The sequence below is a fragment of the Pantoea sp. KPR_PJ genome, from assembly GCF_041386365.1.
GTDB lineage: Bacteria > Pseudomonadota > Gammaproteobacteria > Enterobacterales > Enterobacteriaceae > Pantoea.
Map to the genome: position 1 here is coordinate 68169 of NZ_JABMIK010000007.1, position 24754 is coordinate 92922.

General features: G+C 59.0%; 22 protein-coding genes. 16 read left to right on the forward strand and 6 right to left on the reverse strand.

Annotated features, from left to right (window positions below):
- Positions 1–23: 23 nt before the first annotated feature.
- The 6 genes from kdpF to HP564_RS15090 are packed head-to-tail and all read left to right on the forward strand — an operon-like array spanning position 24 to position 7653.
- Positions 24–113, forward strand: a complete 90-nt coding sequence (kdpF, locus tag HP564_RS15065) for a K(+)-transporting ATPase subunit F (protein ID WP_371244370.1) — start codon at positions 24–26, stop codon at positions 111–113.
- Positions 113–1801: a potassium-transporting ATPase subunit KdpA gene (kdpA, locus tag HP564_RS15070; protein ID WP_371244372.1), complete on the forward strand. Its 1689-nt coding sequence runs from the start codon at positions 113–115 to the stop codon at positions 1799–1801. Before kdpF ends, kdpA begins: the two co-directional genes overlap by 1 nt.
- Positions 1798–3843, forward strand: coding sequence for a potassium-transporting ATPase subunit KdpB (kdpB, locus tag HP564_RS15075; RefSeq protein ID WP_371244374.1), 2046 nt, complete (start codon positions 1798–1800; stop codon positions 3841–3843). The genes kdpA and kdpB overlap by 4 nt, the downstream gene beginning before the upstream one ends.
- A 10-nt stretch (positions 3844–3853) precedes the next feature.
- Positions 3854–4417, forward strand: coding sequence for a potassium-transporting ATPase subunit KdpC (gene kdpC, locus HP564_RS15080; protein ID WP_371244375.1), 564 nt, complete (start codon positions 3854–3856; stop codon positions 4415–4417).
- An 8-nt stretch (positions 4418–4425) separates the two neighbouring features.
- Positions 4426–7098, forward strand: a complete 2673-nt coding sequence (gene kdpD / locus HP564_RS15085) for a two-component system sensor histidine kinase KdpD (protein ID WP_371244376.1) — start codon at positions 4426–4428, stop codon at positions 7096–7098.
- 54 nt (positions 7099–7152) lie between these two features.
- Positions 7153–7653, forward strand: coding sequence for a TIGR00645 family protein (locus HP564_RS15090; protein ID WP_371244378.1), 501 nt, complete (start codon positions 7153–7155; stop codon positions 7651–7653).
- 21 nt (positions 7654–7674) lie between these two features.
- On the opposite strand, the gene HP564_RS15095 is transcribed toward HP564_RS15090, so the two are convergent.
- Entirely contained in the window at positions 7675–8610 is a 936-nt protein-coding gene (locus HP564_RS15095) for a LysR family transcriptional regulator (RefSeq protein WP_371244379.1), read from the reverse strand.
- Between the two features lie 94 nt (positions 8611–8704).
- Here HP564_RS15095 and HP564_RS15100 point away from each other — a divergent pair, with 94 nt between their 5' ends.
- From HP564_RS15100 to HP564_RS15115, 4 genes are all read left to right on the forward strand, one after another.
- Positions 8705–9913 (forward strand): MFS transporter, encoded by a 1209-nt coding sequence (locus HP564_RS15100; RefSeq protein ID WP_371244381.1) that lies wholly within the window; start codon positions 8705–8707, stop codon positions 9911–9913.
- Positions 9914–9972: 59 nt separating this feature from the next.
- Complete coding sequence (locus HP564_RS15105; RefSeq protein WP_371244382.1) at positions 9973–11322, forward strand: cation:proton antiporter; 1350 nt, start codon at positions 9973–9975, stop codon at positions 11320–11322.
- A 28-nt stretch (positions 11323–11350) separates the two neighbouring features.
- Positions 11351–11704 (forward strand): hypothetical protein, encoded by a 354-nt coding sequence (locus HP564_RS15110; RefSeq protein WP_371244384.1) that lies wholly within the window; start codon positions 11351–11353, stop codon positions 11702–11704.
- A gap of 167 nt (positions 11705–11871) precedes the next feature.
- A complete protein-coding gene (locus HP564_RS15115; protein ID WP_371244385.1) occupies positions 11872–12768 on the forward strand; it encodes an alpha/beta hydrolase in 897 nt (298 codons plus the stop codon).
- Between the two features lie 407 nt (positions 12769–13175).
- Here HP564_RS15115 and gorA read toward each other — a convergent pair whose 3' ends face one another.
- Positions 13176–14528, reverse strand: coding sequence for a glutathione-disulfide reductase (gene gorA / locus HP564_RS15120; RefSeq protein WP_371244387.1), 1353 nt, complete (start codon positions 14526–14528; stop codon positions 13176–13178).
- Positions 14529–14652: 124 nt separating this feature from the next.
- Here gorA and rnz point away from each other — a divergent pair, with 124 nt between their 5' ends.
- Positions 14653–15564, forward strand: coding sequence for a ribonuclease Z (rnz, locus tag HP564_RS15125; protein WP_371244389.1), 912 nt, complete (start codon positions 14653–14655; stop codon positions 15562–15564).
- A gap of 1 nt (position 15565) precedes the next feature.
- On the opposite strand, the gene HP564_RS15130 is transcribed toward rnz, so the two are convergent.
- Positions 15566–16408, reverse strand: coding sequence for a 23S rRNA (adenine(2030)-N(6))-methyltransferase RlmJ (locus tag HP564_RS15130; protein WP_371244391.1), 843 nt, complete (start codon positions 16406–16408; stop codon positions 15566–15568).
- 225 nt (positions 16409–16633) lie between these two features.
- Here HP564_RS15130 and prlC point away from each other — a divergent pair, with 225 nt between their 5' ends.
- Both prlC and rsmJ read left to right on the forward strand, forming a co-directional pair.
- Positions 16634–18676, forward strand: coding sequence for an oligopeptidase A (gene prlC, locus HP564_RS15135; protein WP_371244392.1), 2043 nt, complete (start codon positions 16634–16636; stop codon positions 18674–18676).
- 8 nt (positions 18677–18684) lie between these two features.
- Positions 18685–19437, forward strand: a complete 753-nt coding sequence (gene rsmJ / locus HP564_RS15140) for a 16S rRNA (guanine(1516)-N(2))-methyltransferase RsmJ (protein WP_371244394.1) — start codon at positions 18685–18687, stop codon at positions 19435–19437.
- Positions 19438–19545: 108 nt separating this feature from the next.
- Here the strand turns inward: rsmJ and HP564_RS15145 are convergent, their stop codons facing one another.
- Together HP564_RS15145 and uspA are read right to left on the reverse strand one after the other, a co-directional pair.
- The gene (locus HP564_RS15145) at positions 19546–19791 is read right to left on the reverse strand and encodes a hypothetical protein (protein WP_371244395.1); all 246 of its coding nucleotides are present in this window, start codon (positions 19789–19791) and stop codon (positions 19546–19548) included.
- A gap of 428 nt (positions 19792–20219) precedes the next feature.
- Positions 20220–20657: a universal stress protein UspA gene (gene uspA / locus HP564_RS15150; protein WP_081136391.1), complete on the reverse strand. Its 438-nt coding sequence runs from the start codon at positions 20655–20657 to the stop codon at positions 20220–20222.
- A gap of 421 nt (positions 20658–21078) precedes the next feature.
- Here uspA and uspB point away from each other — a divergent pair, with 421 nt between their 5' ends.
- Positions 21079–21414: a universal stress protein UspB gene (gene uspB / locus HP564_RS15155; RefSeq protein WP_371244398.1), complete on the forward strand. Its 336-nt coding sequence runs from the start codon at positions 21079–21081 to the stop codon at positions 21412–21414.
- Positions 21415–21458: 44 nt separating this feature from the next.
- On the opposite strand, the gene pitA is transcribed toward uspB, so the two are convergent.
- A complete protein-coding gene (gene pitA, locus HP564_RS15160; protein ID WP_371244400.1) occupies positions 21459–22961 on the reverse strand; it encodes an inorganic phosphate transporter PitA in 1503 nt (500 codons plus the stop codon).
- A 243-nt stretch (positions 22962–23204) separates the two neighbouring features.
- On the opposite strand from pitA, the gene HP564_RS15165 reads away from it, so the two are divergent.
- Complete coding sequence (locus HP564_RS15165; protein ID WP_371244402.1) at positions 23205–24389, forward strand: NAD(P)/FAD-dependent oxidoreductase; 1185 nt, start codon at positions 23205–23207, stop codon at positions 24387–24389.
- A 167-nt stretch (positions 24390–24556) separates the two neighbouring features.
- Complete coding sequence (locus tag HP564_RS15170) at positions 24557–24754, forward strand: hypothetical protein (RefSeq protein WP_371244404.1); 198 nt, start codon at positions 24557–24559, stop codon at positions 24752–24754.

A 24754-nucleotide genomic window follows, 5' to 3' on the forward strand; every position in this document is an offset into this window, starting at 1 on the left:
CCCTGATCCCTCTGGAGGTCGCTGTGAGCGTGGGCGTGATAACCGGCATTGTGCTGGTGTTTTTGTTACTGGGCTATCTGGTGTATGCCTTGTTAAATGCGGAGGCGTTTTAATGGCCGCCAACGCGTTTTTACTGATTGCTGTTTTTTTACTGGTGCTGATGGTGCTGGCGCAGCCGCTGGGGCGTGGGCTGGCAGTGCTGATTGCCGACAAGCCTCTGCTGGCGGGATTTGAGCGCCCGCTGTGGCGTCTGCTGGGCGCTGACGCGCGATCAATGCGCTGGACGCATTATCTGCTGGCGATTTTGCTGTTTAATCTGCTCGGCTTTGTGCTGCTGATGGCCATCCTGCTGCTGCAGGACCGGCTGCCGCTAAATCCGCAGCAGCTGCCCGCCCTGAGCTGGCATCTGGCTCTTAACACGGCGGTCAGTTTTGTCACCAACACTAACTGGCAGTCCTACAGCGGTGAAAGCACGCTGAGCTATTTCAGTCAGATGGTCGGGCTGACGGTGCAGAACTTTGTCTCGGCGGCAACCGGCATCGCCGTGGCGTTTGCGCTGATACGCGGCTTTGCCAGCCGTTCTGGCGACGCGCTGGGTAACGCATGGCGCGATTTAACGCGCATTACGCTCTATGTGCTGCTGCCCGTTAGCCTGCTGATGGCATTGCTGTTTGTCAGCCAGGGGAGCCTTCAGAACCTCCTGCCTTATCAGGCGATCACCACGCTGGAAGGAGCGAAGCAGACACTGGCTATGGGCCCGGTCGCCTCCCAGGAGGCAATTAAAATGCTGGGAACCAACGGCGGCGGCTTCTTTAACGCTAACTCGGCCCATCCCTTTGAGAACCCTAACGCACTCACCAACTTTGTGCAGATGCTGGCGATTTTCCTGATCCCGGCCGCGCTCTGTTTCGCCTTTGGCTATGCGGTGCGCGATCGTCGTCAGGGCCATATGCTGCTGTGGGCGATGACGCTGATGTTTGTGGTCGCCGTCGTCGCTGTGATGTGGGCGGAAACGCGCGGCAATCCCCATCTGCTGGCGCTGGGCGCAGACAGCGCGCTCAACATGGAGGGCAAGGAGACACGCTTCGGCATTCTTAACTCCAGCCTGTTCGCGGTGATCACCACCGCCGCCTCGTGCGGCGCGGTCAACGCGATGCATGACTCCTTCACGGCGCTGGGCGGCATGGTACCGATGTGGCTGATGCAGCTGGGCGAAGTGGTGTTCGGCGGCGTCGGTGCGGGTCTCTATGGCATGCTGCTGTTTGTGGTGCTGGCAGTCTTTATTGCTGGTTTGATGATCGGCCGCACGCCGGAATACCTTGGTAAAAAAGTTGACGTGCGTGAAATGAAAATGACCGCGCTGGCCATTCTGGTGACGCCCACGCTGGTCTTGCTGGGCACTGCGCTGGCGATGATGACTGACGCGGGACGCGCGGCGATGGCGAATCCGGGCATCCATGGTTTTAGCGAAGTACTCTACGCCGTATCGTCCGCCGCCAATAACAACGGCAGCGCTTTTGCGGGTCTCAGCGCCAACACGCCGTTCTGGAACCTGCTGCTGGCATTCTGCATGCTGGTGGGTCGCTTCGGCATCATCATCCCGGTGATGGCGCTGGCGGGCAGCATGGCGGTGAAAAAGGCGCAGCCCGCAGGCAACGGCACACTGCCTACACACGGCCCGCTGTTTATTGCGCTCCTCATCGGCACGGTGCTGCTGGTGGGTGCGCTGACCTTTATTCCTGCTCTGGCGCTGGGTCCGGTGGCGGAGCATCTGCAACTTCTTCAGGGTACGCACCTATGAGTCGTCAACAACAGGCGCTGAACGGCGCACTGATGCGCGTCGCGCTGCTCGACGCGCTGAAAAAAGTGGATCCGCGCGTGCAGTTCCGTAATCCGGTGATGTTCGTGGTCTGGCTCGGTAGCCTGCTCACCACGCTGCTGACGCTGGGCATGGCGGGCGGCTGGCTTGACGGCAGCGCCCGTTTTACCGGAGCCATTGCGCTCTGGCTGTGGTTTACCGTGCTGTTCGCCAACTTTGCGGAGGCGCTGGCGGAGGGGCGCAGCAAGGCGCAGGCCAGCAGCCTGAAAGGGGTAAAGAAAACCAGCTTTGCCAAAAAGCTGGCGGAACCGCGCCACGGCGCGCCGTGGCAGCAGGTCTCTGCCGACAGCCTGCGCAAAGGCGATGTGGTGCTGGCAGAGGCGGGCGATATTATCGCCTGCGACGGCGAGGTGCTGGAGGGGGGCGCATCCGTGGATGAGAGCGCCATTACCGGCGAATCGGCCCCGGTGATCCGGGAATCGGGCGGTGATTTTGCCTCGGTAACGGGCGGAACACGCATTCTTTCAGACTGGCTGGTGATCCAGTGCAGCGTCAATCCAGGAGAAACTTTTCTTGACCGCATGATCGCCATGGTGGAAGGGGCAAAACGCCGCAAAACGCCGAATGAGATCGCGCTGACCATTCTGCTGATCTCGCTCACCCTGGTCTTTTTGCTGGCGACCGTCACGCTGTGGCCTTTCTCCGCCTGGGGCGGCGCGCCGGTTAGCGTGACGGTGCTGGTGGCGCTGCTGGTCTGCCTGATCCCGACCACCATTGGCGGGCTGCTGTCAGCGATTGGTGTGGCAGGGATGAGTCGGATGCTAGGGGCCAACGTGATTGCCACCAGCGGCCGTGCGGTCGAGGCGGCGGGGGATGTTGATGTGCTGATGCTGGACAAAACCGGCACTATCACGCTCGGCAACCGCCAGGCGACACAATTTATGCCTGCACCGGGTGTAAGCGAAGAGCAGCTGGCCGACGCTGCGCAGCTCGCCTCGCTGGCCGACGAAACGCCGGAAGGCCGCAGTATCGTGGTTCTGGCGAAGCAGAAATTTAACCTGCGCGAGCGCGATCTGCATAGCCTGGGGGCAAGCTTTATTCCCTTTTCGGCGCAGACGCGCATGAGCGGCGTCAACGTGCAAAACCGTCTGATCCGCAAAGGAGCGGTCGATGCGGTGAAGCGCCATATCGAAGCTAACAGCGGGCGCTTCCCCGTCGAGGTTGACGCGCTGGTGGAAGAGGTTGCGCGCGCAGGGGGCACCCCGCTGGTGGTCGCCGAGGGTGCGAAGGTGCTTGGCGTCGTCGCGCTGAAAGACATCGTTAAAGGCGGTATCAAAGAACGATTTGCCGAACTGCGCAAGATGGGCATCAAAACCGTGATGATTACCGGGGATAACCCACTGACCGCCGCCGCCATCGCTGCCGAAGCGGGCGTGGATGACTTTCTGTCAGAGGCGACGCCGGAAGCCAAGCTGGCGCTGATCCGTCAGTATCAGGCGGAAGGCCGTCTGGTGGCGATGACCGGCGACGGCACCAACGACGCGCCCGCGCTGGCACAGGCTGACGTGGCGGTCGCGATGAACTCCGGCACCCAGGCGGCGAAAGAGGCGGGCAATATGGTGGATCTCGATTCAAACCCCACCAAGCTGCTGGAAGTCGTGCACATCGGAAAGCAGATGCTGATGACGCGCGGCTCGCTGACCACCTTCAGTATCGCCAACGACGTCGCCAAATATTTTGCCATTATTCCGGCGGCCTTTGCGGCAACCTATCCCCAGCTCAACATGCTGAACGTGATGCATCTTCATTCGCCTTCGTCAGCCATTTTGTCTGCGGTGATCTTTAACGCGCTGGTGATTGTCTTTCTGATCCCGCTGGCGCTGAAAGGCGTGAGTTACCGGCCGTTGAGTGCGGCGTCCTTGCTGCGTCGCAACCTGCTGATCTACGGCGTGGGCGGCCTGCTGGTGCCCTTTATCGGTATTAAAGCCATTGACCTGCTGCTGGTGCTGCTGGGTCTGGCGTAAGGAGAAAAAAATGAGTCAGTTACGTCCGGCAATGTTAGTTTTACTGCTGCTTACGCTGATCACCGGCGTCGCCTATCCGCTGCTGACCACTGGGCTGGCGCAGTGGCTTTTTCCGGTGCAGGCCAATGGATCGCTGACAGAGGCGCACGGCTCGACGCTGATCGGCCAGCACTTTACCCGGCCCGACTATTTCTGGGGCCGCCCCTCTGCCACCAGCGATGCGCCCTATAATCCGCTGGCGTCAGGCGGCAGCAATCTGGCCGCAAGTAATCCGGCGCTTGATAAGGCGGTGGCCGACCGCGTCGCCGCCCTGCGCGCGGCAAATCCGCTGTCGCCACGGGCGGTGCCAGTCGATCTGGTCACTGCATCGGCCAGCGGCCTTGACCCGGCGATCTCTCCTGCGGCGGCGCACTGGCAGGCGCCGCGCGTAGCGACTGCCCGTCAGCTGCCGCTGAAAACGGTCGAGGCGCTGATTGATGCCAACACGGAGCGTCCGCTGCTCGCTTTTAGCGGCGATCCCACCGTCAACGTGCTGCGGCTTAACCTGGCGCTGGACGCGCTGACTCAACCCTGAAGGATGCGATGAACGACGAACGTGAACGCCCCGATCCCGACGCGCTGTTGCTGCAACAGGCTGACAGTCATCGCGGTAAGCTGAAAATTTACTTCGGTGCCTGTGCGGGCGTGGGCAAGACCTACGCCATGCTTCAGGAGGCGCAGCGGCTGCGTGTGCAGGGGCTGGATGTGCTGATTGGCGTGGTCGAGACGCATGGCCGGGAAGAGACGGCCAGCCTGCTGCAGGGCCTGGCGGTGCTGCCGCGCCGCGCCACCGGCCGCTCACGCCATGCCGAATTCGATCTGGATGCGGCGCTGGCACGCCATCCGGCGGTGATTCTGATGGACGAGCTGGCGCACACTAACGTGCAGGGATCGCGCCACCCCAAACGCTGGCAGGATATTGACGAGCTGCTGGATGCGGGTATCGACGTGATGACCACCGTCAATGTGCAGCATCTGGAAAGCCTGAACGACGTGGTGGGCGGCATCACCGGCATCCGCGTACGTGAAACCCTCCCTGACCCCTTTTTCGACAGCGCCGATGAGGTCGTGCTGGTGGATCTGCCGCCGGACGATCTGCGCCAGCGGCTGAAGGAGGGCAAGGTCTACGTGGGCGATCGTGCTGAGCGCGCCATTGAGAATTTCTTTCGCAAAGGAAACCTGTTTGCCCTGCGCGAGCTGGCGCTGCGTCGCACCGCCGACCGCGTTGACGATCAGATGCGTGTCTGGCGCGACCAGCAGGGGCGCGATCGCGTCTGGCACACGCGCGACGCCATTCTGCTCTGTATCGGCGACGACAGCGGCAGCGAAAAGCTGGTGCGCACTGCCGCGCGTCTGGCGGCCCGGCTGGGTAGCGAGTGGCATGCCGTCTATGTAGAAACACCGCGCCTTAACCGTCTGTCAGAGGCGCGGCGGCGCGCCATTCTGAAAACGCTGCAGCTGGCGCAGGAGCTGGGTGCGGAGACCGCCACGCTCTCCGATCCCGATGAGGCGCAGGCGGTGTTGCGCTACGCCCGCGAACACAATCTTGGCAAGATCGTCACCGGTCGCCGTCCGCTGCGGCGCTGGCATCACGACAGTTTTGCCACGCGGCTGGGCAAGCTGGGGCCCGATCTCGATTTACTGGTGGTAGCGCTGGATGAACCTGTGGGTGACGCACCGCCGCCCAGCGAGGATCGTGTCGGTGGCGACCGCTGGCGCGTGCCGCTGCGCGGCGTGCTGATGGCGCTGCTGCTCTGCATTGTGGTCACCGCAGGCGGGCGCTGGCTGCTGGCGGGATTTGATACGGCCAACAGCGTGATGATCTATCTGCTGGCAGTCGTGGTGATTGCGCTACGCTACGGCCGCTGGCCTTCAGTGATCGCCACGGTGATCAATATCCTCGCCTTTGACCTCTTTTTCGTTGCCCCAACCGGTACGGTGGCGGTCTCCGATTTGCAGTATCTGGTGACCTTTGCGGTAATGCTGGCCGTTGGGGTGATCGTCGGTAACCTGACCGCTGGCGTGCGCTACCAGGCGCGCGTGGCGCGCTACCGCGAGCAGCGCGCGCGCCATCTGTATGAGATGGCGAAATCGCTTGGCAGCGCGCTGACCCCCGCTGACATTGCTGCCACGGCCCAGCGTGTGATTGACGTGACTTTGCAGGCACGCAGTCTGCTGCTGCTGCCGGATGAGAAAGGGGAGCTGGTTGCCACCGGTGCGGCGACGCCGGGCAGCGAACCGGATCGCGCAATTGCGAAGTGGAGCTACAGCAAAGGCCAGCCTGCGGGCGCGGGCACCGATACCTTACCCGCCGTACCCTATCAGATTCTGCCGCTTAAAAGTGGCGATCACTGCCGTGGGCTGCTGGTGGTGGAGCCACAAAATCTGCGTCAGCTGATGATCCCGGAACAGCAGCGGCTGGTCGAGACCTTTACCGTTCTGATTGCCAACGCGCTGGAGCGTATGGCGCTGTCGCAGAGCGAGGCGGCGTCGCGGCTGGCTGCGGAGCGCGAACAGCTGCGCAACGCGCTGCTCTCCGCGCTGTCGCACGATCTGCGCACGCCGTTGACCGTGCTGTTTGGTCAGGCGGAGATGTTGATGCTGGACCTGGCCAGCGAAGAGTCGAAGTATGTGACCCAGGCGAACCAGATCCGCGAGCAGACGTTAAGCACTATCCGGCTGGTGAGCAACATGCTTGATATGGCGCGCATCCAGTCGGGCGGGCTGAACCTGCGTGAAGAGTGGCTGGCGCTGGACGACGTGGTGAATGGTGCGATCGGCAGCATGGCTCCGTCGCTGAAAGGGCATGGTGTCGTGCTCGATTTGCCCGCTGAGCTGGTTCTGATCAAAGGGGACAGCGCGCTGCTGGAGCGAGTGCTGACCAACCTGATAGAGAACAGCCTGAAGTATGCAGGCAACAGCGCGCAGCGCGGCATTCGGGCCTGGCGCAACGGTGAACGACTGGAGATGGCGGTATGGGACAACGGACCAGGCATCCCCGATAAAGACCTGACGCGCATTTTTGATAAGTTCACGCGCGGTGACAAAGAGTCGTCGGTGCCGGGTGTCGGGCTGGGGCTGGCGATCTGTAAAACCATCGTCGAGAGCCACGGCGGGCGCATCTGGGCTGAAAACCGTATCGAGGGTGGGGCGGCGTTTCGCCTCTCAATGCCGCTGCCGCCTGCGCCACAAATTTCTGAAGAGGGGCTGAAATAACTTCACAGAGGATCGGGTATACTCCCAGACCTGTCTGACTACCTGTGGGAAATTATGGAACGTTTTACCGAAAACCTGATGTATGCGTCGCGCTGGCTGCTGGCTCCGGTTTACATTGGACTTTCGCTGGGGTTGCTGGCGCTGACCATTAAGTTTTTCGAAGAAATCTTTCACCTGCTGCCCAATATTCTCAGCATTACGGAAAACGATCTGATCCTGCTGCTGCTGTCGCTGGTGGACATGACGCTGGTCGGGGGACTGCTGGTGATGGTGATGCTCTCGGGCTACGAAAACTTCGTCTCTAAGCTCGATATTGACGAGCATAAAGAGAAGCTGAGCTGGCTCGGAAAGATGGACTCTGGCTCGCTGAAGAACAAGGTGGCGGCTTCTATTGTGGCCATCTCTTCTATCCATCTGCTGCGCGTCTTCATGGAAGCGCGCAACGTGCCCAATGACAAGCTGATGTGGTATGTGATTATCCACCTGACCTTTGTGCTGTCGGCCTTTGTGATGGGCTGGCTGGACAATATGTCAAAACACGAGAAGAAATATTAGTCACCTTCTCAGCGCCAGGCGCTAAAACGTCCCGGCTGGCCGCGTGCCGGTCAGCCGGGGCATCACTTCCCGTATCATCTCGAAAAATTTCTGCAGTCGCGCCGGATAATAGCTCGCCCACGGATAGGTCAGCCAGACTGGCAGCGGTGGGGCCTGCCATTCCGGCGTAAGCTGCACCAGCTCGCCACGCGTTAAATCCTCCTGCACCACCCACGATGACATGATAGCTGCGCCCATTCCCATTAACGCCGCCTTTCGGACCGCATACAGGCTGTCGCTGCTGAGACGCGGCGCAATCGCCATATTGACCGGCTGACCGTCATCAATGCGCTGAAGCGCAATTTCGTTGCGATAAAAGCTGGTCAGCGCCAGCCAGGGTAACGTCGCCAGCTGCTCCACGGCAGAAATGGGCGCGTGCTGCGCCAGCAACGCTGGTGCAGCCACCACGATACGCGGCACTTCCGCCAGTAAAATCGCCACGATTGCGGGATCGCTCAGCGCGCCGACCTGAATCGCACAGTCGACGTTCTCGGCGATAAAGTCGGGCGTGCGATCGTTAAGCATCCATTCCACATTCAGGCGCGGGTAGCGCATCAGGTACTCCACCAGCGGGGCGACCAGCTGGTCCTGACCAAACGCGTGCGGCGCGCGCACCCGCAGCGTCCCGATCGGCTCATCATTGGCATGCGTCAGCTCATCCTCCAGCGCGTGCCAGGTGGCCAGTAGCTGGCGCGCCTGGGCATAACAGCGCTCACCGTCGTCGGTCAGCTTGAGCGCATGGGTGGTACGCATAATCAGCTTGAGGCCCAGCCGCTGCTCCAGCGCCTGCAACCGGCGGCTAATCGTCGGCTGCGTAGTATTGAGCTGCATTGCTGCCGCCGACAGGCTGCCGCTTTCAACAATACGTACAAAGGTGTGCATCAGTTCAATGCGATCGGGACTGGAAAGATTGCTCATACGTACCACGCATAACGGTTTTGCTTTTTATCAGTCTACAACGTATGGCGTTAATGCGCTTTACTAAGCTTCAGACACTTCTGGAGAACACACTATGTCAGCCATCAACAGCGCTGCGGCCACACCGGCCGACAGCTTGCCCGGCCCGCTGGTCTTTACGCTCGCCGCTGGCGCAGGGCTAAGCGTCGCCTCAATTTATTACAGCCAGCCAATGCTGGATATTATCAGCAAAGAGTTCAGCGTGGGCGTCGGCGCGGTCGGCATGGTGCCAATGCTGACGCAGATGGGCTATGCGCTGGGGATCCTGCTGCTGGCGCCACTGGGCGATCGCCATGATCGCCGTACCATTATTCTGATCAAAGGCTTGCTGCTGGTGGCGGCACTACTGCTGTGCGGTTTTTCTGGCGGTCTGAACGCGCTGCTGGTGGCCAGTTTTGTTACCGGCCTGACGGCCACAGTAGCGCAGGACATTGTGCCTGCATCGGCGGCGCTGGCCCCGGAGCGCAGCCGGGGTAAAACGGTCGGTACGGTGATGACGGGCCTGCTGGTCGGCATTCTGCTGTCGCGCGTGGTGAGCGGCGCGGTGGCGGAGTATTTCGGCTGGCGCACCATGTACGGGCTGGCGGCGGTGCTGGTGCTGTTGATCAGCGTGGCGCTGTGGCGGGTGCTGCCGCGCTTTACGCCCGGCACCTCGGTGAGCTATCCGCGTCTGCTGCTGTCGCTGGCCCATCTGTGGCAGCAGCATCAGACGCTGCGCCGTGCGGCACTGGCTCAGGGGCTGCTGTCAGTAGGGTTTAGCGCCTTCTGGTCAACGCTGGCGCTGATGCTCAGCGATCGTTTCCACCTCGACAGCGCGGTCGCCGGCGCCTTTGGTCTGGCGGGGGCCGCGGGCGCAATGGCTGCACCGCTGGCGGGAAGCTTTGCCGATCGCATTGGCCCGGCGCGCATCACCATCGTTGGTGCGGCGCTGGTCACGATCTCTTTTGCACTGATGTTTTTGCTGCCTGCGCTGCCGCTTCCCGCCCAGCTGGCGCTGATTGTGCTCAGCACCATCGGATTCGATTTAGGCGTACAGGCCACGCTGGTGGCGCATCAAACGCTGGTCTATAGCCTGGCACCCGAGGCGCGCAGCCGCCTGAATGCACTGCTGTTTACCGTTGTGTTTATTGGTATGGCAACCGGTGCGGCGCTTGGCAGCCTGGCACTGGCGCGCTGGGGCTGGAATGGTGTCGTCACGCTCGCTACGCTGGCAGGTGCGGCCAGCTTCGCGCTTCGCCTGGCGAGCCGTCATCTCAAGAACTGATCCTGCTTTTACGCTCTTGTGCCAGGATTAAACATAATCTTGAAGGAAAACGGAGCGTTATGAACTTTCTTGCCTGGATGGCGGCCACTGGCTGCCTCCTTTTACTTATGTCGCTGGCGTCGGGGTGGATCCACCGCGGGCCAGTGACCTCATTTGGGCTCTATTTGTTAGCCGGGATCCTCTGCGGACCCTGGGTATTTGACGTGGTGCAGATCGACATTTTAAAGCACTCAGAAGCGGCAGCACATATCACCGAAATCACCATGGCGGCCTCGCTGTTTATTACCGGGCTCAAGCTGCGTCTGCCACTGCGCGCGCACAGCTGGCGCGTGGGTATGCAGCTCGCCTTTCCGGCTATGCTGCTGACGGTCGGGGGGATGACGCTGCTGACGCACTGGCTTATTGGCTTCGACTGGCCGCTGTCGCTCGCCTTTGGCGCAATAGTCGCCCCCACCGATCCGGTGCTGGCCAGCCTGATTTCCGTTAACGATGCGCGTGATAACGATGCGCTGCGCGTGGCGCTTTCCAGTGAGGCGGGCATGAACGACGGTTCGGCGCTGCCGCTGCTGGTTCTGGCGCTGATGCTGTTTAACGGCGAGAGCCTCACCTGGAGCAGTTTTGGCCACTGGACCGCGGTGGAGGTCATCTGGGGCATCGGCGGTGGGCTGGGGCTGGGCTTTCTGTTCGGTCGTCTTGTGGGCCTGCTGGCGACCCGGCTGCGCAGCGCGCACGGTGACGTTGCGCCAAATGATTTTCTTGCGCTGGCGCTCATCGCCCTCAGCTATGCGGCGGCCGAAACCCTGGGCGCCTCCGGTTTTCTGGCCACCTTTGCGGCGGGCGTCGGGCTGCGCCGTGCGGAGCTGGGCGTGTTTAAAGCCTATCCCCCGGAGGAGCTGAGCGAAGAACAGCGGGTTCTGCCTGCCGAAGCGCTGGTTAATCCTAATAATCGTCTGGAGCATGCGGGCGAAAGTGGCGGGATGGTAAAATCGGTCGGGCTGGTGGTCAGCGATGCACTCTCCTTTGGTGATACCATCGAGCGCCTGCTGGCGGCCGCGATGATGGTGGTGCTGGGCGTCACGCTGGCGCACCACTGGAACCTTAATGGCGTTCTGATGGGGCTGGCGCTGTTCATTGTCGTGCGGCCGCTGGCGGTCTGGCTGACCACGCTGGGCTGCGGTATTCCCACGGTGCGAAAACTGCTGATCGGCTGGCTGGGGATCCGCGGCATCGGCAGTATCAACTACATTGCCTTTGCCTGGGTACACGGCATGGCGGGTCAGCAGGCGGAAACCATGGTCGATATGGCGCTGACTCTGGTAGTGTGCAGCATTGTCATTCATGGCGTGACGGTGACGCCGCTGCTCAACTGGCGCTCGGCGCGCCTGTCTGCCCAGCAGAGCGATGAATGAGTCTCATCTGGTTAAAACAGGAGTGGATATGAAAAAGTCGTTACTGATTGTAGTGAGTCTGCTGGCGTCGTCTGCCGCGCTGGCGGCGGCGGATGATGACAGCAACATTCCGCAGGAGAACGTCTATGCCAGCAAACTGTGCCATATCGTCAGCAGCGAGACGCAGGTCGGCACAGCGGATTCCTACGTGCAGAAAATGAAAAGCTACACGGCAATGAGCAAATCCTCCAGCGCCATGAATCAGCCGGAGTTTGATGAAGATATTGCTAACGAGGTCGCTAACGCCTGGCTGCAGCTGGGCGAGGAAGAGCGCGGCAAGCTGCGCACTGACGAGCAGCAGTGTGAGCAGACGGTGATGACGCAGTTTCAGCAGGAAGATTAATCCTTCTGAAGCCCGGCCTGAACGCGCCATCAGGGCGCGTTTTTTTGTGGCATTTTTTCGCCAGTTGCGTACATAATCGCCACTGATTGATTCGCGTCACATAATAACAGCGCCGCCGCAGCGAGGCGCGTCTGAACCAGCGCACTGGCATTGACTCAACGGGCATCATGATCACGCGTCGACACTTTCTCCTGGGCTCCGGGGCTGTTCTTCTCTCCATGACGGCAGGCAAACTTTTTGCCCGCGATGAGGTTATTCCGCTGTGGCCAGATGAGCCGCCCGGCGGGGGTGGGCCGTCCGGTCCGCTGCATATCAATGCCTGGGGCTCCTGGTCCAACATTGTCAGCCCGGCGATCCAGCGTTTTCAGCCAGAAAATCCGAACGGTGAAGCCGTGCTCATCGCCGCTGGCGGCGGCTATAAATTTATCGGTATGGGGCGCGAAGCCTGGCCCGTGGCGCGCTGGCTCAACAGCAACGGCTACACCGCCTACGTGTTGAGCTATCGATTACCGGAAGAGAAGTGGCAGGCAGGGCATCTTGCACCGCTACAGGATGCGCAGCGCGCGATTCGTCTGGTGCGCTCGTTTGAGCGTAAGGTACATGTGCTGGGCTTCTCTGCGGGCGGTCATCTGCTTGGCATGGCGGCCGCGCGCCCCGACTTTCGGTCGTACGATCCGCAGGATGCGCTGGATAAGGTGGTGCCGGAGGTCGACAGCGTCGGCCTGATTTATCCGGTCATTACGCTGGAGGCGCCCTATACCCATACCACCACGCATCGCATCCTGGTTGGCAATAACGCGACGCCAGCAGAAGAGGCGAACTGGTCGGTGCAAAACTATGTCACCCGCCGCTATCCGCCGACGTTCCTGGCGCAGGCTGAGGATGACCACATCTCTAACCCCTTTAATACCGAGCTGATGCGCGATACCTGTCGGCGTAACCGGGTGCCGGTCGAGTTGATTGAGATCAGCCGTGGCGGCCACGGTTTTGGTCTGGGTAAAGCAGGCACACCCGCCGCGCTGTGGGATCAGGCCTATGTGCGCTGGCTTGACCGTCTCAGCTAATCCCGCAATGCTGCATCAGCAGGCGGGTTAACCCGGTATCGTCCAGTGAGAGAGTCACGCCAGTCTGGTCGCGCTCTGGCTCGCTTTATTTAGCGCTTGTTGCGGGTATACGTGGTTGTTCAGGCAGGGGCGTTGGTTACGAGACGCCCCTTTCTATCACGTGCTGGCACAGCCGATGCCGCAGCAGAACAGAGCAGGAAGGGTCTTTGCAGAAGCGCTGATCACCGGCGGGCCGCCAGCCGGGGAGACCGGAAGGGATGTGCATCGGGCTAAAATAGATAACCCGCGCCAGGCAGTGGCGAAGGCACGGCCTGAATGAAACGCTGAACCCTCTTCAGACAGGCCTGCGAAACGTCTGACATAACAGATGAGGATCAACAGGGCCAGCATGGGCTGGCCCGACATCCTTAGCGCATGGTGACAAATTCTTCCGCCGCCGTGGGGTGAATGGCCACGGTATTGTCGAAATCTTTCTTGGTTGCGCCCATCTTCAGCGCCACCGCAAAGCCTTGCAGCATCTCATCCATGCCAGAGCCGATGCCATGAATGCCAACAATTTTCTCATCTGCGCCGACGCACACCAGCTTCATGCGGCACGGCTGGCGATGTTGCGTTACCGCGGTATACATGGCGGTAAAAGAAGATTTATACACCTTTACCTGATCGTCGCCATACTGCTCACGCGCCTGCGGTTCCGTCAGGCCAACGGTACCGATCGGGGGATGGCTGAATACCACGGTCGGCACGTTGCTGTAATCCAGATGCTCATCCGGCTTGTTGTTAAACAGGCGTTCTGAGAGACGACGACCCGCAGCAACCGCCACCGGCGTCAGCTCAACCGCGCCGGTGTTGTCACCCACGGCATAGAGGCCATCGACGTTGGTATTCTGATACTTGTCGACCTTGATATAACCTTTCTCGTTCAGCGCAACGCCCGTTACCGCCAGATTAAGGTTATCTGTTGCCGGTTCACGGCCTATGGCCCAGACCAGGCAATCCACCGTCTGCTCACGACCATCTTCCAGGTGCAGCGTCAGGCTACCGTCGGCGTTTTTCATCACTGCTTTGGGCACGGCATGCGTGTGCAGCGCTGGACCTTCCGCCTTCATTACCTCGACCAGCGTTTCGGTGATCAGCGGATCGAAGCTGCGCAGCGGCGCATGCTTACGCACAAACAGGTGCGTTTCAGAGCCGAGGGCGTTTACCACACCTGCCAGTTCCACCGCGATATAGCCCGCGCCGATCACGGCCGTGCGCTTCGGCAGCGCGTCCAGCTCAAAGAAGCCGTCAGAGTCGATGCCATACTCTGCGCCCGGCACATCAGGGTGGCTCGGACGACCGCCAGTCGCGATCAGAATATGGTCAGCGGTAATGCGCTCGCCGTTGACTTCCACCGTGTGCGCGTCGACAAAGCGGGCAAAGCCCTTGATGACATCAACGTTGTTTTTGCCCAGCACGTTGTCGTAAGAGGTGTGAATGCGATCGATATAGGCGCTGCGGTTTTTTACCAGCGTCTTCCAGTCGAAGTGGTTAACGGTGGTATCGAAGCCGTAATCCGGACCGTACATGTGGATCGCCTCGGCGATCTGCGCCGCATGCCACATCACTTTTTTTGGAACACAACCCACGTTTACGCAGGTGCCGCCCAGCTCTTTGGCTTCAATCAGGGCGCATTTCTGGCCATACATCGCGGCGCGGTTAATGGAGGCGATACCGCCGCTGCCGCCGCCAATGGCGAGATAGTCATAATGTCGTGTCATTGTGTGTCCATCCGGTTACGAAGTTTGGTTCAGGATTGTAACGCCGAGAGGCGAAACGGCGCAAAGATTGCACCTATGATTGTAATAGGGTTGAATCCTTCTACCACTGACAGGGAAGCATAGCATGCAGCTTACATTTCTCGGCACCGGCGCTGGCGCGCCCAGCCTGCAGCGCAACGTGACCTCGATTGCGTTTACCCACTCACCGCGCGGCGATACCTGGCTGTTTGACTGTGGTGAGGGCACCCAGCTTCAGTACATGCGCTCACCGCTGAAGCCGGGCCGCATGAACAAGATTTTTATTACCCACCTGCACGGCGACCATATTTTTGGCCTGCCGGGTTTGCTGACCAGCCGCTCGATGGGCGGCATCAGCGAGCCGCTGACCCTCTACGGCCCGCAGGGCATTAAGCAGTTTGTGGAGACCGCGCTGTCGCTGAGCGGTTCCTACACCGACTATCCGCTGGAGATCGTTGAGATTGAGGCGGGGCCAGTGCTGGATGACGGCCAATTTCGCGTCAGTGCCTGGCCGCTGGTGCATCCGCTGCCCTGTTTCGGCTACCGTATTGAGCAGCACGACAAGCCGGGCGTTCTCGACGCTGCGCGTCTGAAAGCAGAAGGTGTGCCGCGCGGTCCCTGGTTTCAGCAGCTAAAGGCGGGCGAAAGCGTGACGCTGGAGGATGGACGCATCGTTAACGGCGCGGAGTATCTCGGCCCGGCAACGCGCGGCAAAACCCTGGCGATTTTCGGCGACACCGCACCGACGCCAGTGGCGCTGCAGCTGGCAGCAGAGGTCGATGTGATGGTGCACGAAACCACGCTGGAGGCGGCCTTACAGGAGAAGGCTAACGGACGCGGCCACTCCACGACGCTTCAGGCGGCGCAGGTGGCAAAAGAGGCGGGCGCAAAGCGCCTGATCGCTACGCACTTCAGCTCGCGCTACTTACCGCGTGATATGCAGCGTCTGCTGGATGAGTGCCGCTCGGTGTTTCCCGCCACCGAGCTGGCCTCAGATATGGCGGTATTTACGCTGTAACTTACTCAGGCACAATCTGCGTTACGCTGGTGTGACCGGTTCCGCCTGGCACCAGTTTTTTGTGCAGCCAGGGCAGCAGATCGTTCATCTGCTGCGCCAGTTTCCACGGCGGGTTAATCACAATCATACCTGAGGCCGTCATGCCGCGCTGATCGCTGTCCGGACGCACCGCCAGCTCAATCTGCAAAATGTTACGGATGCCGGTCGCTTCAAGATCGCGCAGCATGTGTTTGATCTGCTGGCGCAACACCACCGGATACCACAGTGCGTAGATGCCAGTTGCGAAGCGTTTGTGGCCTTCCGCGATCGCTTTTACAACGGCCTGATAGTCGCTTTTCATTTCATAAGGCGGATCGATCAGAATCAGGCCACGGCGGGTTGGCGGTGGCAGCTTCGCCTTCAGCTGCTGATAGCCATCGGCGCGCTCGACGCGGGCACGGTTGTCTTTCAGAAACTCGCCGCGCAGCAGCGGAAAATCGCTGGGATGCAGCTCGGTAAGCTGGAGTTTGTCATCTTCACGCAGCAGGTGACGGGCAATCAGCGGCGAGCCGGGGTAGTAGCGCAGCGTGCCATTGGGATTAAGATCGCGAATGGCGTTGAAGTAAGGCTTCAGGAGCGCCGGCGCGTCCGGCTGCTGCCAGATGCGGGCAATACCCTCCAGATACTCACCGGTACGCTCGGCGTGTTCGCCGCTCAGCAGATAACGGCCTGCGCCCGCATGGCTGTCGAGGTACAGGAAGGGTTTCTCTTTCTCTTTCAGCGCGCTGATGATCAGGCTCTGAACGGTGTGTTTCAGCACATCGGCATGGTTACCGGCGTGAAAACTGTGGCGATAGCTCAGCATAACAGTGGGGATTCCGCGGTTGGCGTAAAAAAGGCGTACTGCAAGTGAGCCAGATTATACCTGCTGAAGGGGAAAATTGCTGGCCGATTCTCAGTCATGGTGCCGCCTGAGCCGTTTCTTCACCGCTCAGCCTGGCTGGCATTGATTTTCGCTACACTTAGCCGCATGTTAGTACGATTGCGTTGCGCGCGCTGCGCGCCCCATACATTGAACAAGGACTGCGCTATGACCAATCCATTACTCCAGCCTTTTACGCTTCCGCCTTTCTCCGCCATTCAGCCTGAACATGTGGTGCCTGCCGTCACCGAGGCGCTGAACGAATGTCGCGCAGTGGTGGAAAAAGTGGTGGCACAGGGCGCGCCTTACACCTGGGACAACCTGGTGCAGCCGCTGGCCGAAGTAGACGATCGTCTTGGCCGCATTTTCTCGCCGGTAAGCCACCTCAACTCGGTTAAAAACAGCCCGGAGCTGCGCGAAGCTTACGAGCAGACGCTGCCGCTGCTCTCTGAATACAGCACCTGGGTTGGTCAGCATGAAGGGCTCTACCAGGCGTACCGTAATCTGAAAGAGGGCGAAAGCTTTGCCGCGCTCGACGTGGCACAGCAGAAAGCCGTGGACAATGCGCTGCGCGACTTTGAGCTGTCTGGTATCGGCCTCGATAAAGAGAAACAGCAGCGCTACGGCGAGATCGCCGCGCGCCTCTCTGAACTGGGGTCCGCCTACAGCAATAACGTGCTGGACGCGACCATGGGCTGGAGCAAGCTGATTACTGACGAGAGCGAACTGGCCGGTATGCCGGAAAGTGCGCTGGCCGCAGCCAAAGCGCAGGCTGAAGCGAAAGGGCAGGAAGGCTGGCTGCTGACGCTGGATATTCCCAGCTATCTGCCCGTGATGACTTACTGCGACAACGCCGCGCTGCGTGAAGAGATGTATCGTGCTTACTCTACGCGCGCGTCAGATCAGGGGCCAAACGCCGGTAAATGGGACAACGGCCCAATCATGGCGGAAGAGCTGGCGCTGCGTCATGAGCTGGCGCAGCTGCTGGGCTTTGACTCCTACGCCGATAAGTCACTGGCGACTAAAATGGCAGAAAATCCGGCGCAGGTGCTCGACTTCCTGAACGATCTGGCGAAACGCGCCCGTCCGCAGGCGGAAAAAGAGCTGGCGCAGCTGCGCGCATTTGCCCAGAAAGAGCACGGCGTCAGCGAACTTAACCCCTGGGATCTCACCTATTACGGTGAAAAACAGAAGCAGCACCTCTACACCATCAGCGACGAGCAGCTGCGTCCTTACTTCCCTGAAGCACGCGCCGTTAACGGCCTGTTTGAGGTGGTGAAGCGCATCTACGGCATCACCGCCAAAGAGCGCACCGACGTTGATGTGTATCATCCCGACGTGCGTTTCTTCGATTTGTTCGATGAGAGCGGCGAGCTGCGCGGCAGCTTCTATCTCGATCTGTATGCGCGCGAGCACAAGCGTGGCGGCGCATGGATGGATGACTGCGTCGGCCAGATGCGCAAGGCTGACGGTACGCTGCAAAAGCCGGTTGCCTATCTGACCTGTAACTTCAACCGCCCGGTAAATGGCAAACCCGCGCTTTTTACCCACGACGAAGTGACCACGCTGTTCCACGAGTTCGGTCACGGCCTGCATCATATGCTGACGCGTATTGAAGCGCCGGGCGTATCCGGTATCAGCGGGGTGCCATGGGACGCGGTCGAACTGCCGAGCCAGTTCATGGAAAACTGGTGCTGGGAGCCCGACGCGCTGGCCTTTATCTCCGGCCACTATGAAACTGGCGAGCCGCTGCCTGAAGCGCTGCTCGACAAAATGCTGGCGGCGAAAAACTACCAGGCGGCGCTGTTTATCCTGCGCCAGCTGGAATTCGGCCTGTTTGATTTCCGTCTGCATGCCGAGTTCGATCCGACGAAGGGAGCGCAGATCCTCGACACGCTGCGTGAGGTGAAAAAGCTGGTGGCAGTGGTGCCGAGCCCGGAATGGGGTCGTTTCCCGCACGCCTTTAGCCATATCTTTGCGGGCGGCTATGCCGCTGGTTACTACAGCTACCTCTGGGCGGACGTGCTGGCGGCAGACGCCTACTCGCGCTTTGAGGAAGAGGGTATCTTCAATCGCCAGACCGGGCAGTCGTTCCTTGACAACATCCTGACGCGTGGCGGATCCGAAGAGCCAATGGAGCTGTTCAAACGCTTCCGTGGCCGCGAGCCGCAGCTGGATGCGATGCTGGAACATTACGGCATCCAGGGATAAGGGTTGCAGTGAAAATCTGTTTAATTGATGAATCGGGCACCGGTGACGGTGCCTTATCACATCTGGCGCAGCGCTGGCAGCTTGAGCATGACGATGCGTGCCTGCTGGCGCTGGTGCAAACGCCTACCCATCTTGAACTGCGCAAGCGTGACGAGCCGAAGCTGGGCGGCATCTTTGTCGACTTTGTCTCCGGGGCGATGGCGCACCGTCGTCGTTTTGGCGGCGGGCGCGGCGAAGCGGTGGCGAAAGCGGTTGGCGTAAAGGGAGGCTACCTGCCGGACGTGGTGGATGCGACCGCTGGCCTGGGACGTGATGCCTTTGTGCTGGCAGCCATCGGCTGCCGCGTGCGGATGCTCGAGCGTCATCCGGTTGTGGCGGCGCTGCTGGATGATGGATTAACGCGGGGCTATCAGGATGGGGAGATTGGCGGCTGGCTGCGCGATCGTCTGACGCTGATCCATGCCCCGAGCGCACAGGCGCTTGCTGAAATTACGCCTGCGCCGGACGTGGTCTATCTCGACCCGATGTATCCGCACCGGCAGAAAAGCGCCATGGTGAAGAAGGAGATGCGGGTGTTTCAGTCGCTGGTGGGGGCCGATGAGGATGCCGACGCGCTGCTGGAGCCAGCCCGTCGCCTGGCGAAGAAACGTATCGTGGTCAAGCGGCCTGATTACGCGCCGCCGCTGGCGGGCGTTGCCACGCAGTCGGCGGTGGTGACCAAAAGTCACCGCTTTGATATTTATCCTCCGCTTGGCGCGTAGCGGGTGCGCGGCGATCGTCAAAAAACAGCTAGCGCATCATCAATAAAAAAGCGTGCCTGAACAGCAGGCACGCTTTCATTAATTGCCTTTCAGCACTCAAGGGCTAAATCAGGCAATGAGCTTCGTCAGAAAGCCTGAAAAAGACAGCAGGCAAACCTGAGCGATACTCAGACTAAATGCTTTATAAGAAAGCCCAGTTTTTTCCGCGTTATCTGTCGATCCTTTCAGGGTTTCTACGGTGGTATCAAACAGACTGGAAACCTGCGTCAGAGCGGCATTCACTTCGCCCAGAAAGTCGGTCAGCCCTGCGCCGCTAACGGCAGAAATTCCAGCCTGGCTAATTTCTCTCATCATTAATATCCTTATTATCTGTCTGAGTCATCACTGAGTACTTTCCTGTATCAGAGGTATCAGGTAAAGCAGGCTGAATATCACGGCAGGCTACAGTAGCGTCCCTGGTAAAACGTGCATAAGTTCCTTTTCAACGTGACGGTTTAATCCGTCATGTCGGATTAAAGTTAGCAGGGTTTTAAGGCGATTATTTTGTGTCAGGATTTAAGGCCTTTATCAGGTTAACACGGCGTAGATATAGTTAATGCGCCCCGGCGAAACAGAGTGTCGCCTTTCAGCAAAGCGAAGGCCGGCGTTTTTAAAGATGAAATAAAAAAGGATGCTAATAATTTAACGCTGAGCAATATGAACAGATAACCTCTTTTTTCCGGTCAGCTCTCTTTGCCCGATAATCAGGAAAAAGCCGGCTTTCACCGGCTTTTCGCGCATGACTATTCGTCGTCTGCATCGCGCAGCGGAACAATCAGCATGTCGATATGCACCGTATTAATGAGCTGGCGCGCTGAGGACATCAGCTTGCTCCAGAAATCCTGATGATGGCCGCACACCACCAAATCGACATCATATTTTTTAATCGCATCCACCAGCACCTGGCCGAGATCGCCGCTGCCGCTCAGGGTTTCGCTGATGGGGTAACCCGCCGCATCGGACAGGCCGCGCAGAGCCGTATGCGTCTCTTCAGAGATGCGCTTCTGCATATCGCCCAGATTGACATCAATCAGGCCGGTATAGAGATCGGAATAGTTAACGTCGACGTGAATCAATGAGATTTTGGCGTCATAGGGGCGTGCCAGCGAAACGGCTTTATCGACCAGCAACTGGCTTTCCGGGGAAAGGTCTACTGCAATCAGGATATGTTTATAAGCCATGATATAACTCCTTTCACAAGATTCAGGATGGCAACCTGTCTTCCTGTCGCGTTATTGTCTGCGAAATCCTTTACGCGAACGGGCGATGTTTGTCACCAGATGTTCTGTCAGCTGTACCAACAGATTGTTGTTATGCCATAAGTATAGCGGTGACGGGTAACAAATGCTGATACAGGCGCTTCTGTTGTGAATAAGATCAAGGCTTATGAGCAGTTTCGCTGACCACGAACGAAAATCATCGCTGGAAAAAGTTTAAAATCTTCTCCTACACTACAAATTAACGGTCACTCTCACCTGGCGCTGGCCGTGCAGGCTTGTCAAAAAAAGATCAGTTCAGGTCATTCAGTGGTTGGCTTTTTTCCGCAGAGCAGGCGGCGTGGCTGCGCTGACGCTGTTTCTGCGGCTCCAGCCGGGAGGGTATATGATCAGCACTATCGCGCTTTTCTGGGCTCTTTGTGTCGTGTGTATTGTGAATATGGCGCGTTATTTTTCCTCTTTGCGCGCGCTGCTGGCGGTACTGCGAGGCTGCGATCCGCTGCTCTATCAGTATGTTGATGGTGCAGGTTTCTTTACCTCACACGGTCAGCCGAGCAAACAGGTGCGGCTGGTGCGCTATATCTGGGCAAAGCGTTATCTCGATCATCATGACGATGAATTTATTCGTCGCTGTGAGCGGGTGCGCGGTCAGTTTATCTTAACCAGCGCGCTATGCGGATTAGTGATCCTGAGCCTGATTTGCATGGCGATCTGGCACTAGAAAAAAAAGGGCGACTTATGTCGCCCTTTTACGGGTAAAAACGGTTATACCAGCTTCAGCGCCAGCCAGTAGAGGCAGCCTGACAGCACAATACATACCGGCAGCGTAAACACCCATGCCATGGCGATATTCTTGATGGTGCGGCTTTGCAGCCCGCCGCCATCGACCAGCATGGTGCCTGCAACGGATGAGGAGAGGATATGCGTGGTTGATACCGGCATCCCGGTGTAGCTGGCGATGCCGATAGAAACGGCCGCCGTTACCTGAGCCGACATTCCCTGCGCATAGGTCATGCCTTTTTTACCAATTTTCTCGCCAATCGTGGTGGCCACGCGACGCCAGCCGATCATCGTACCGATGCCGAGCGCCATCGCCACCGCCATGATAATCCAGACCGGCGCGTACTCGATGGTGCCCAGCAGATCGCCTTTCAGCTTGCCGAGGAAGCGCTTGTCGTCAGCACTGGTTTCCGGCAGCTTGGCGGTCTTATCAGCGGTATCTGCGATGCAGAGCAGCAGACGACGCATCTGGCTGCGCTGCTCAACGGTGAGCTGATCGTAGCTTAGCAGGTTGTTATTCAGCAGCCCCTGAGCACGCTGAATGGCCAGCAACGCACGCGCGCTGTCGCAGTGGAACTCTTTCGGGCCGCCTGGCGTCTCTTCCGGGGTCGGCAGAGCGGGCGGTGCCATCTGGATAATATGCGTCAGCGAGTCGCTATGCTGCTGATAGTATTGACCAAGATGATTAACCGCATCGCGGGTACGCGTAATGTCATAGCCGCTGGCGTTCATGTTGACGACAAAACCCGCCGGTGCGACGCCAATCAGCACCAGCATGATCAGGCCGATACCTTTCTGACCGTCATTAGCACCGTGTGAGTAGCTTACGCCAATAGCAGAAACAATCAGGGCGATACGCGTCCAGAACGGCGGCTTTTTCTTGCCGTCGATCTTTTCACGGTCTGCTGGCGTCATATGGATACGCGCCCGTTTTTTCGTGCCGCTCCAGTAGCGGCGCAGCAGGAAGATCAGGCTGCCCGCAATGACCAGGCCAACAATCGGCGACAGGATCAGCGACAGGAAGATATTAATCACTTTCGGGATATTCAGCGCATCAATGACCGAGGTGCCGGTCATTAATGCGTTGGTCAGGCCGATGCCGATGATAGCGCCAATCAGCGTGTGCGAACTGGAAGCCGGCAGGCCAAGATACCAGGTGCCGAGGTTCCAGATAATTGCCGCCAGCAGCATGGAGAAGACCATTGCCAGGCCATGCGCGGAGCCGACATTCAATAACAAATCGGTAGGGAGCATATGCACAATGGCGTAAGCAACGCTTAAACCACCAAGCAACACACCGAGGAAGTTGAACACGCCTGCCATTACTACAGCTAACTGCGCGCGCATCGCGCGAGTGTAGATAACCGTCGCAACTGCGTTGGCCGTATCGTGAAAGCCGTTGATTGCTTCATAGAACAATACAAACAGCAGAGCAAGAACCAATAACAGGCCGGTACTGAGGTCAAGACCAGCGAACAAATGTAGCATAAACATTACGCCATTTTTGAGGACATGAGCGCGGCGCATTATCCGCGACAACGCCCACTATGGGAAAGCAAAATATAGTCTTGTTTTGACTTAAAAATATTGCGAAAGGCGCTGTTTTGGCCAAAAGGCCCTTAAAATGAAGCAGTTACATTATGACATATTTGCGACAAGTTTTTTGATGCTGGCATCGCGCAAAGTGGCCCTTTACAATCAGCGCCTCTCAATACAGGCAGGGTAGATGCAGTGGAAAAGTTTGACGTTATTATCATTGGTGCCGGTGCGGCAGGGCTGTTCTGCGCGGCACAGGCCGGGCAGCGAGGCCGACGCGTGCTGCTGTTAGATAACGGAAAAAAGCCTGGCCGCAAGATTCTGATGTCGGGCGGTGGCCGCTGCAATTTCACCAATATCTACACCGAACCTGCGGCTTACCTGTCCCATAACCCGCACTTTTGTAAATCGGCGCTGGCGCGCTATACCCAGTGGGATTTTATCGACCTGGTCAATCGCTACGGCATTGCGTACCACGAAAAGACCCTGGGCCAGCTCTTTTGCGATGACTCGGCGGCGCAGATTGTCGATATGCTGATGGCGGAGTGCGACAAGGGCCAGGTGACGCTGCGTCTGCGCAGCGAGGTGCTGAGCGTGACGCGCGATGAGGCGGGCTATACCCTGCAGCTGAACGGTACCACGGTGCAGGCAGAAAAGCTGGTGATTGCCAGCGGTGGGCTTTCAATGCCGGGACTGGGCGCAACGCCGTTCGGTTATAAAATTGCCGAGCAGTTTGGGCTAAAGGTTTTCCCGACGCGCGCGGCGCTGGTGCCCTTTACGCTGCATAAGCCCTTGCTGGAACGCCTTCAGGCGCTTTCTGGCGTCGCGGTGGACACCACTATCGAGGCCCAGGACGGTACGCTGTTCAAAGAGGCGATGCTGTTTACCCACCGTGGCCTCTCGGGACCGGCCGTGTTGCAAATTTCCAGCTACTGGCAGCCGGGCGAACATATCAGCGTGAATTTATCTCCTGCTACCTCGATTGATGAGTTTATTAACGTGCAGCGCGCCGCCCATCCGAATCTGAGCCTGAAGAACAGCCTGGCAAAGCTGCTGCCGAAGCGCCTGGTGGAGGTGTTGCAGGAGATGGAGCAGATACCGGACGTATCGCTAAAACAGCTCAACAGCAAACAGCAGGCGGCGCTGGTGCAGACACTGCATCAGTGGCGCATACAGCCTAATGGCACCGAGGGCTATCGTACGGCAGAAGTCACGCTGGGCGGCGTTGATACGACACAGTTATCGTCAAAGACCATGGAGGCGCGAGCGGTGCCGGGTCTCTATTTTATCGGCGAAGTGGTGGACGTCACCGGCTGGCTGGGCGGCTATAATTTCCAGTGGGCGTGGAGCGCAGCCTGGGCGTGTGCGCAGGCATTATAATCGTCAGCCAGGCTAAATGGCGTGAAAGCCAGCCAGGGCAAGCGGACGTTTAGCCAGCTACCGCTTCGCTAATTAACTGACCTGCAACACTTTTAGACGAATCTGCCTGGCGCGTTTGTCGGCGTGATTTCATACTTCTGTTTTATCACAGAGGAGATCCGCCCCCCATGCTCACCTTTTTGCGTTCCCTGTTTTCCAGCCCTGAGCGTTTTATCAGAGGCATGTCCCGTCAGGATATTAACGACTCCATCGCCGACGGCGATCGCATCATTATTGATGAAGACGGCAACGCTTCGGTCAACGTGCTGAGTGAGGAAGTGCATGAGGATTTCGCCCGTCATGTCGACACGTTAAAAGGAGTGTGA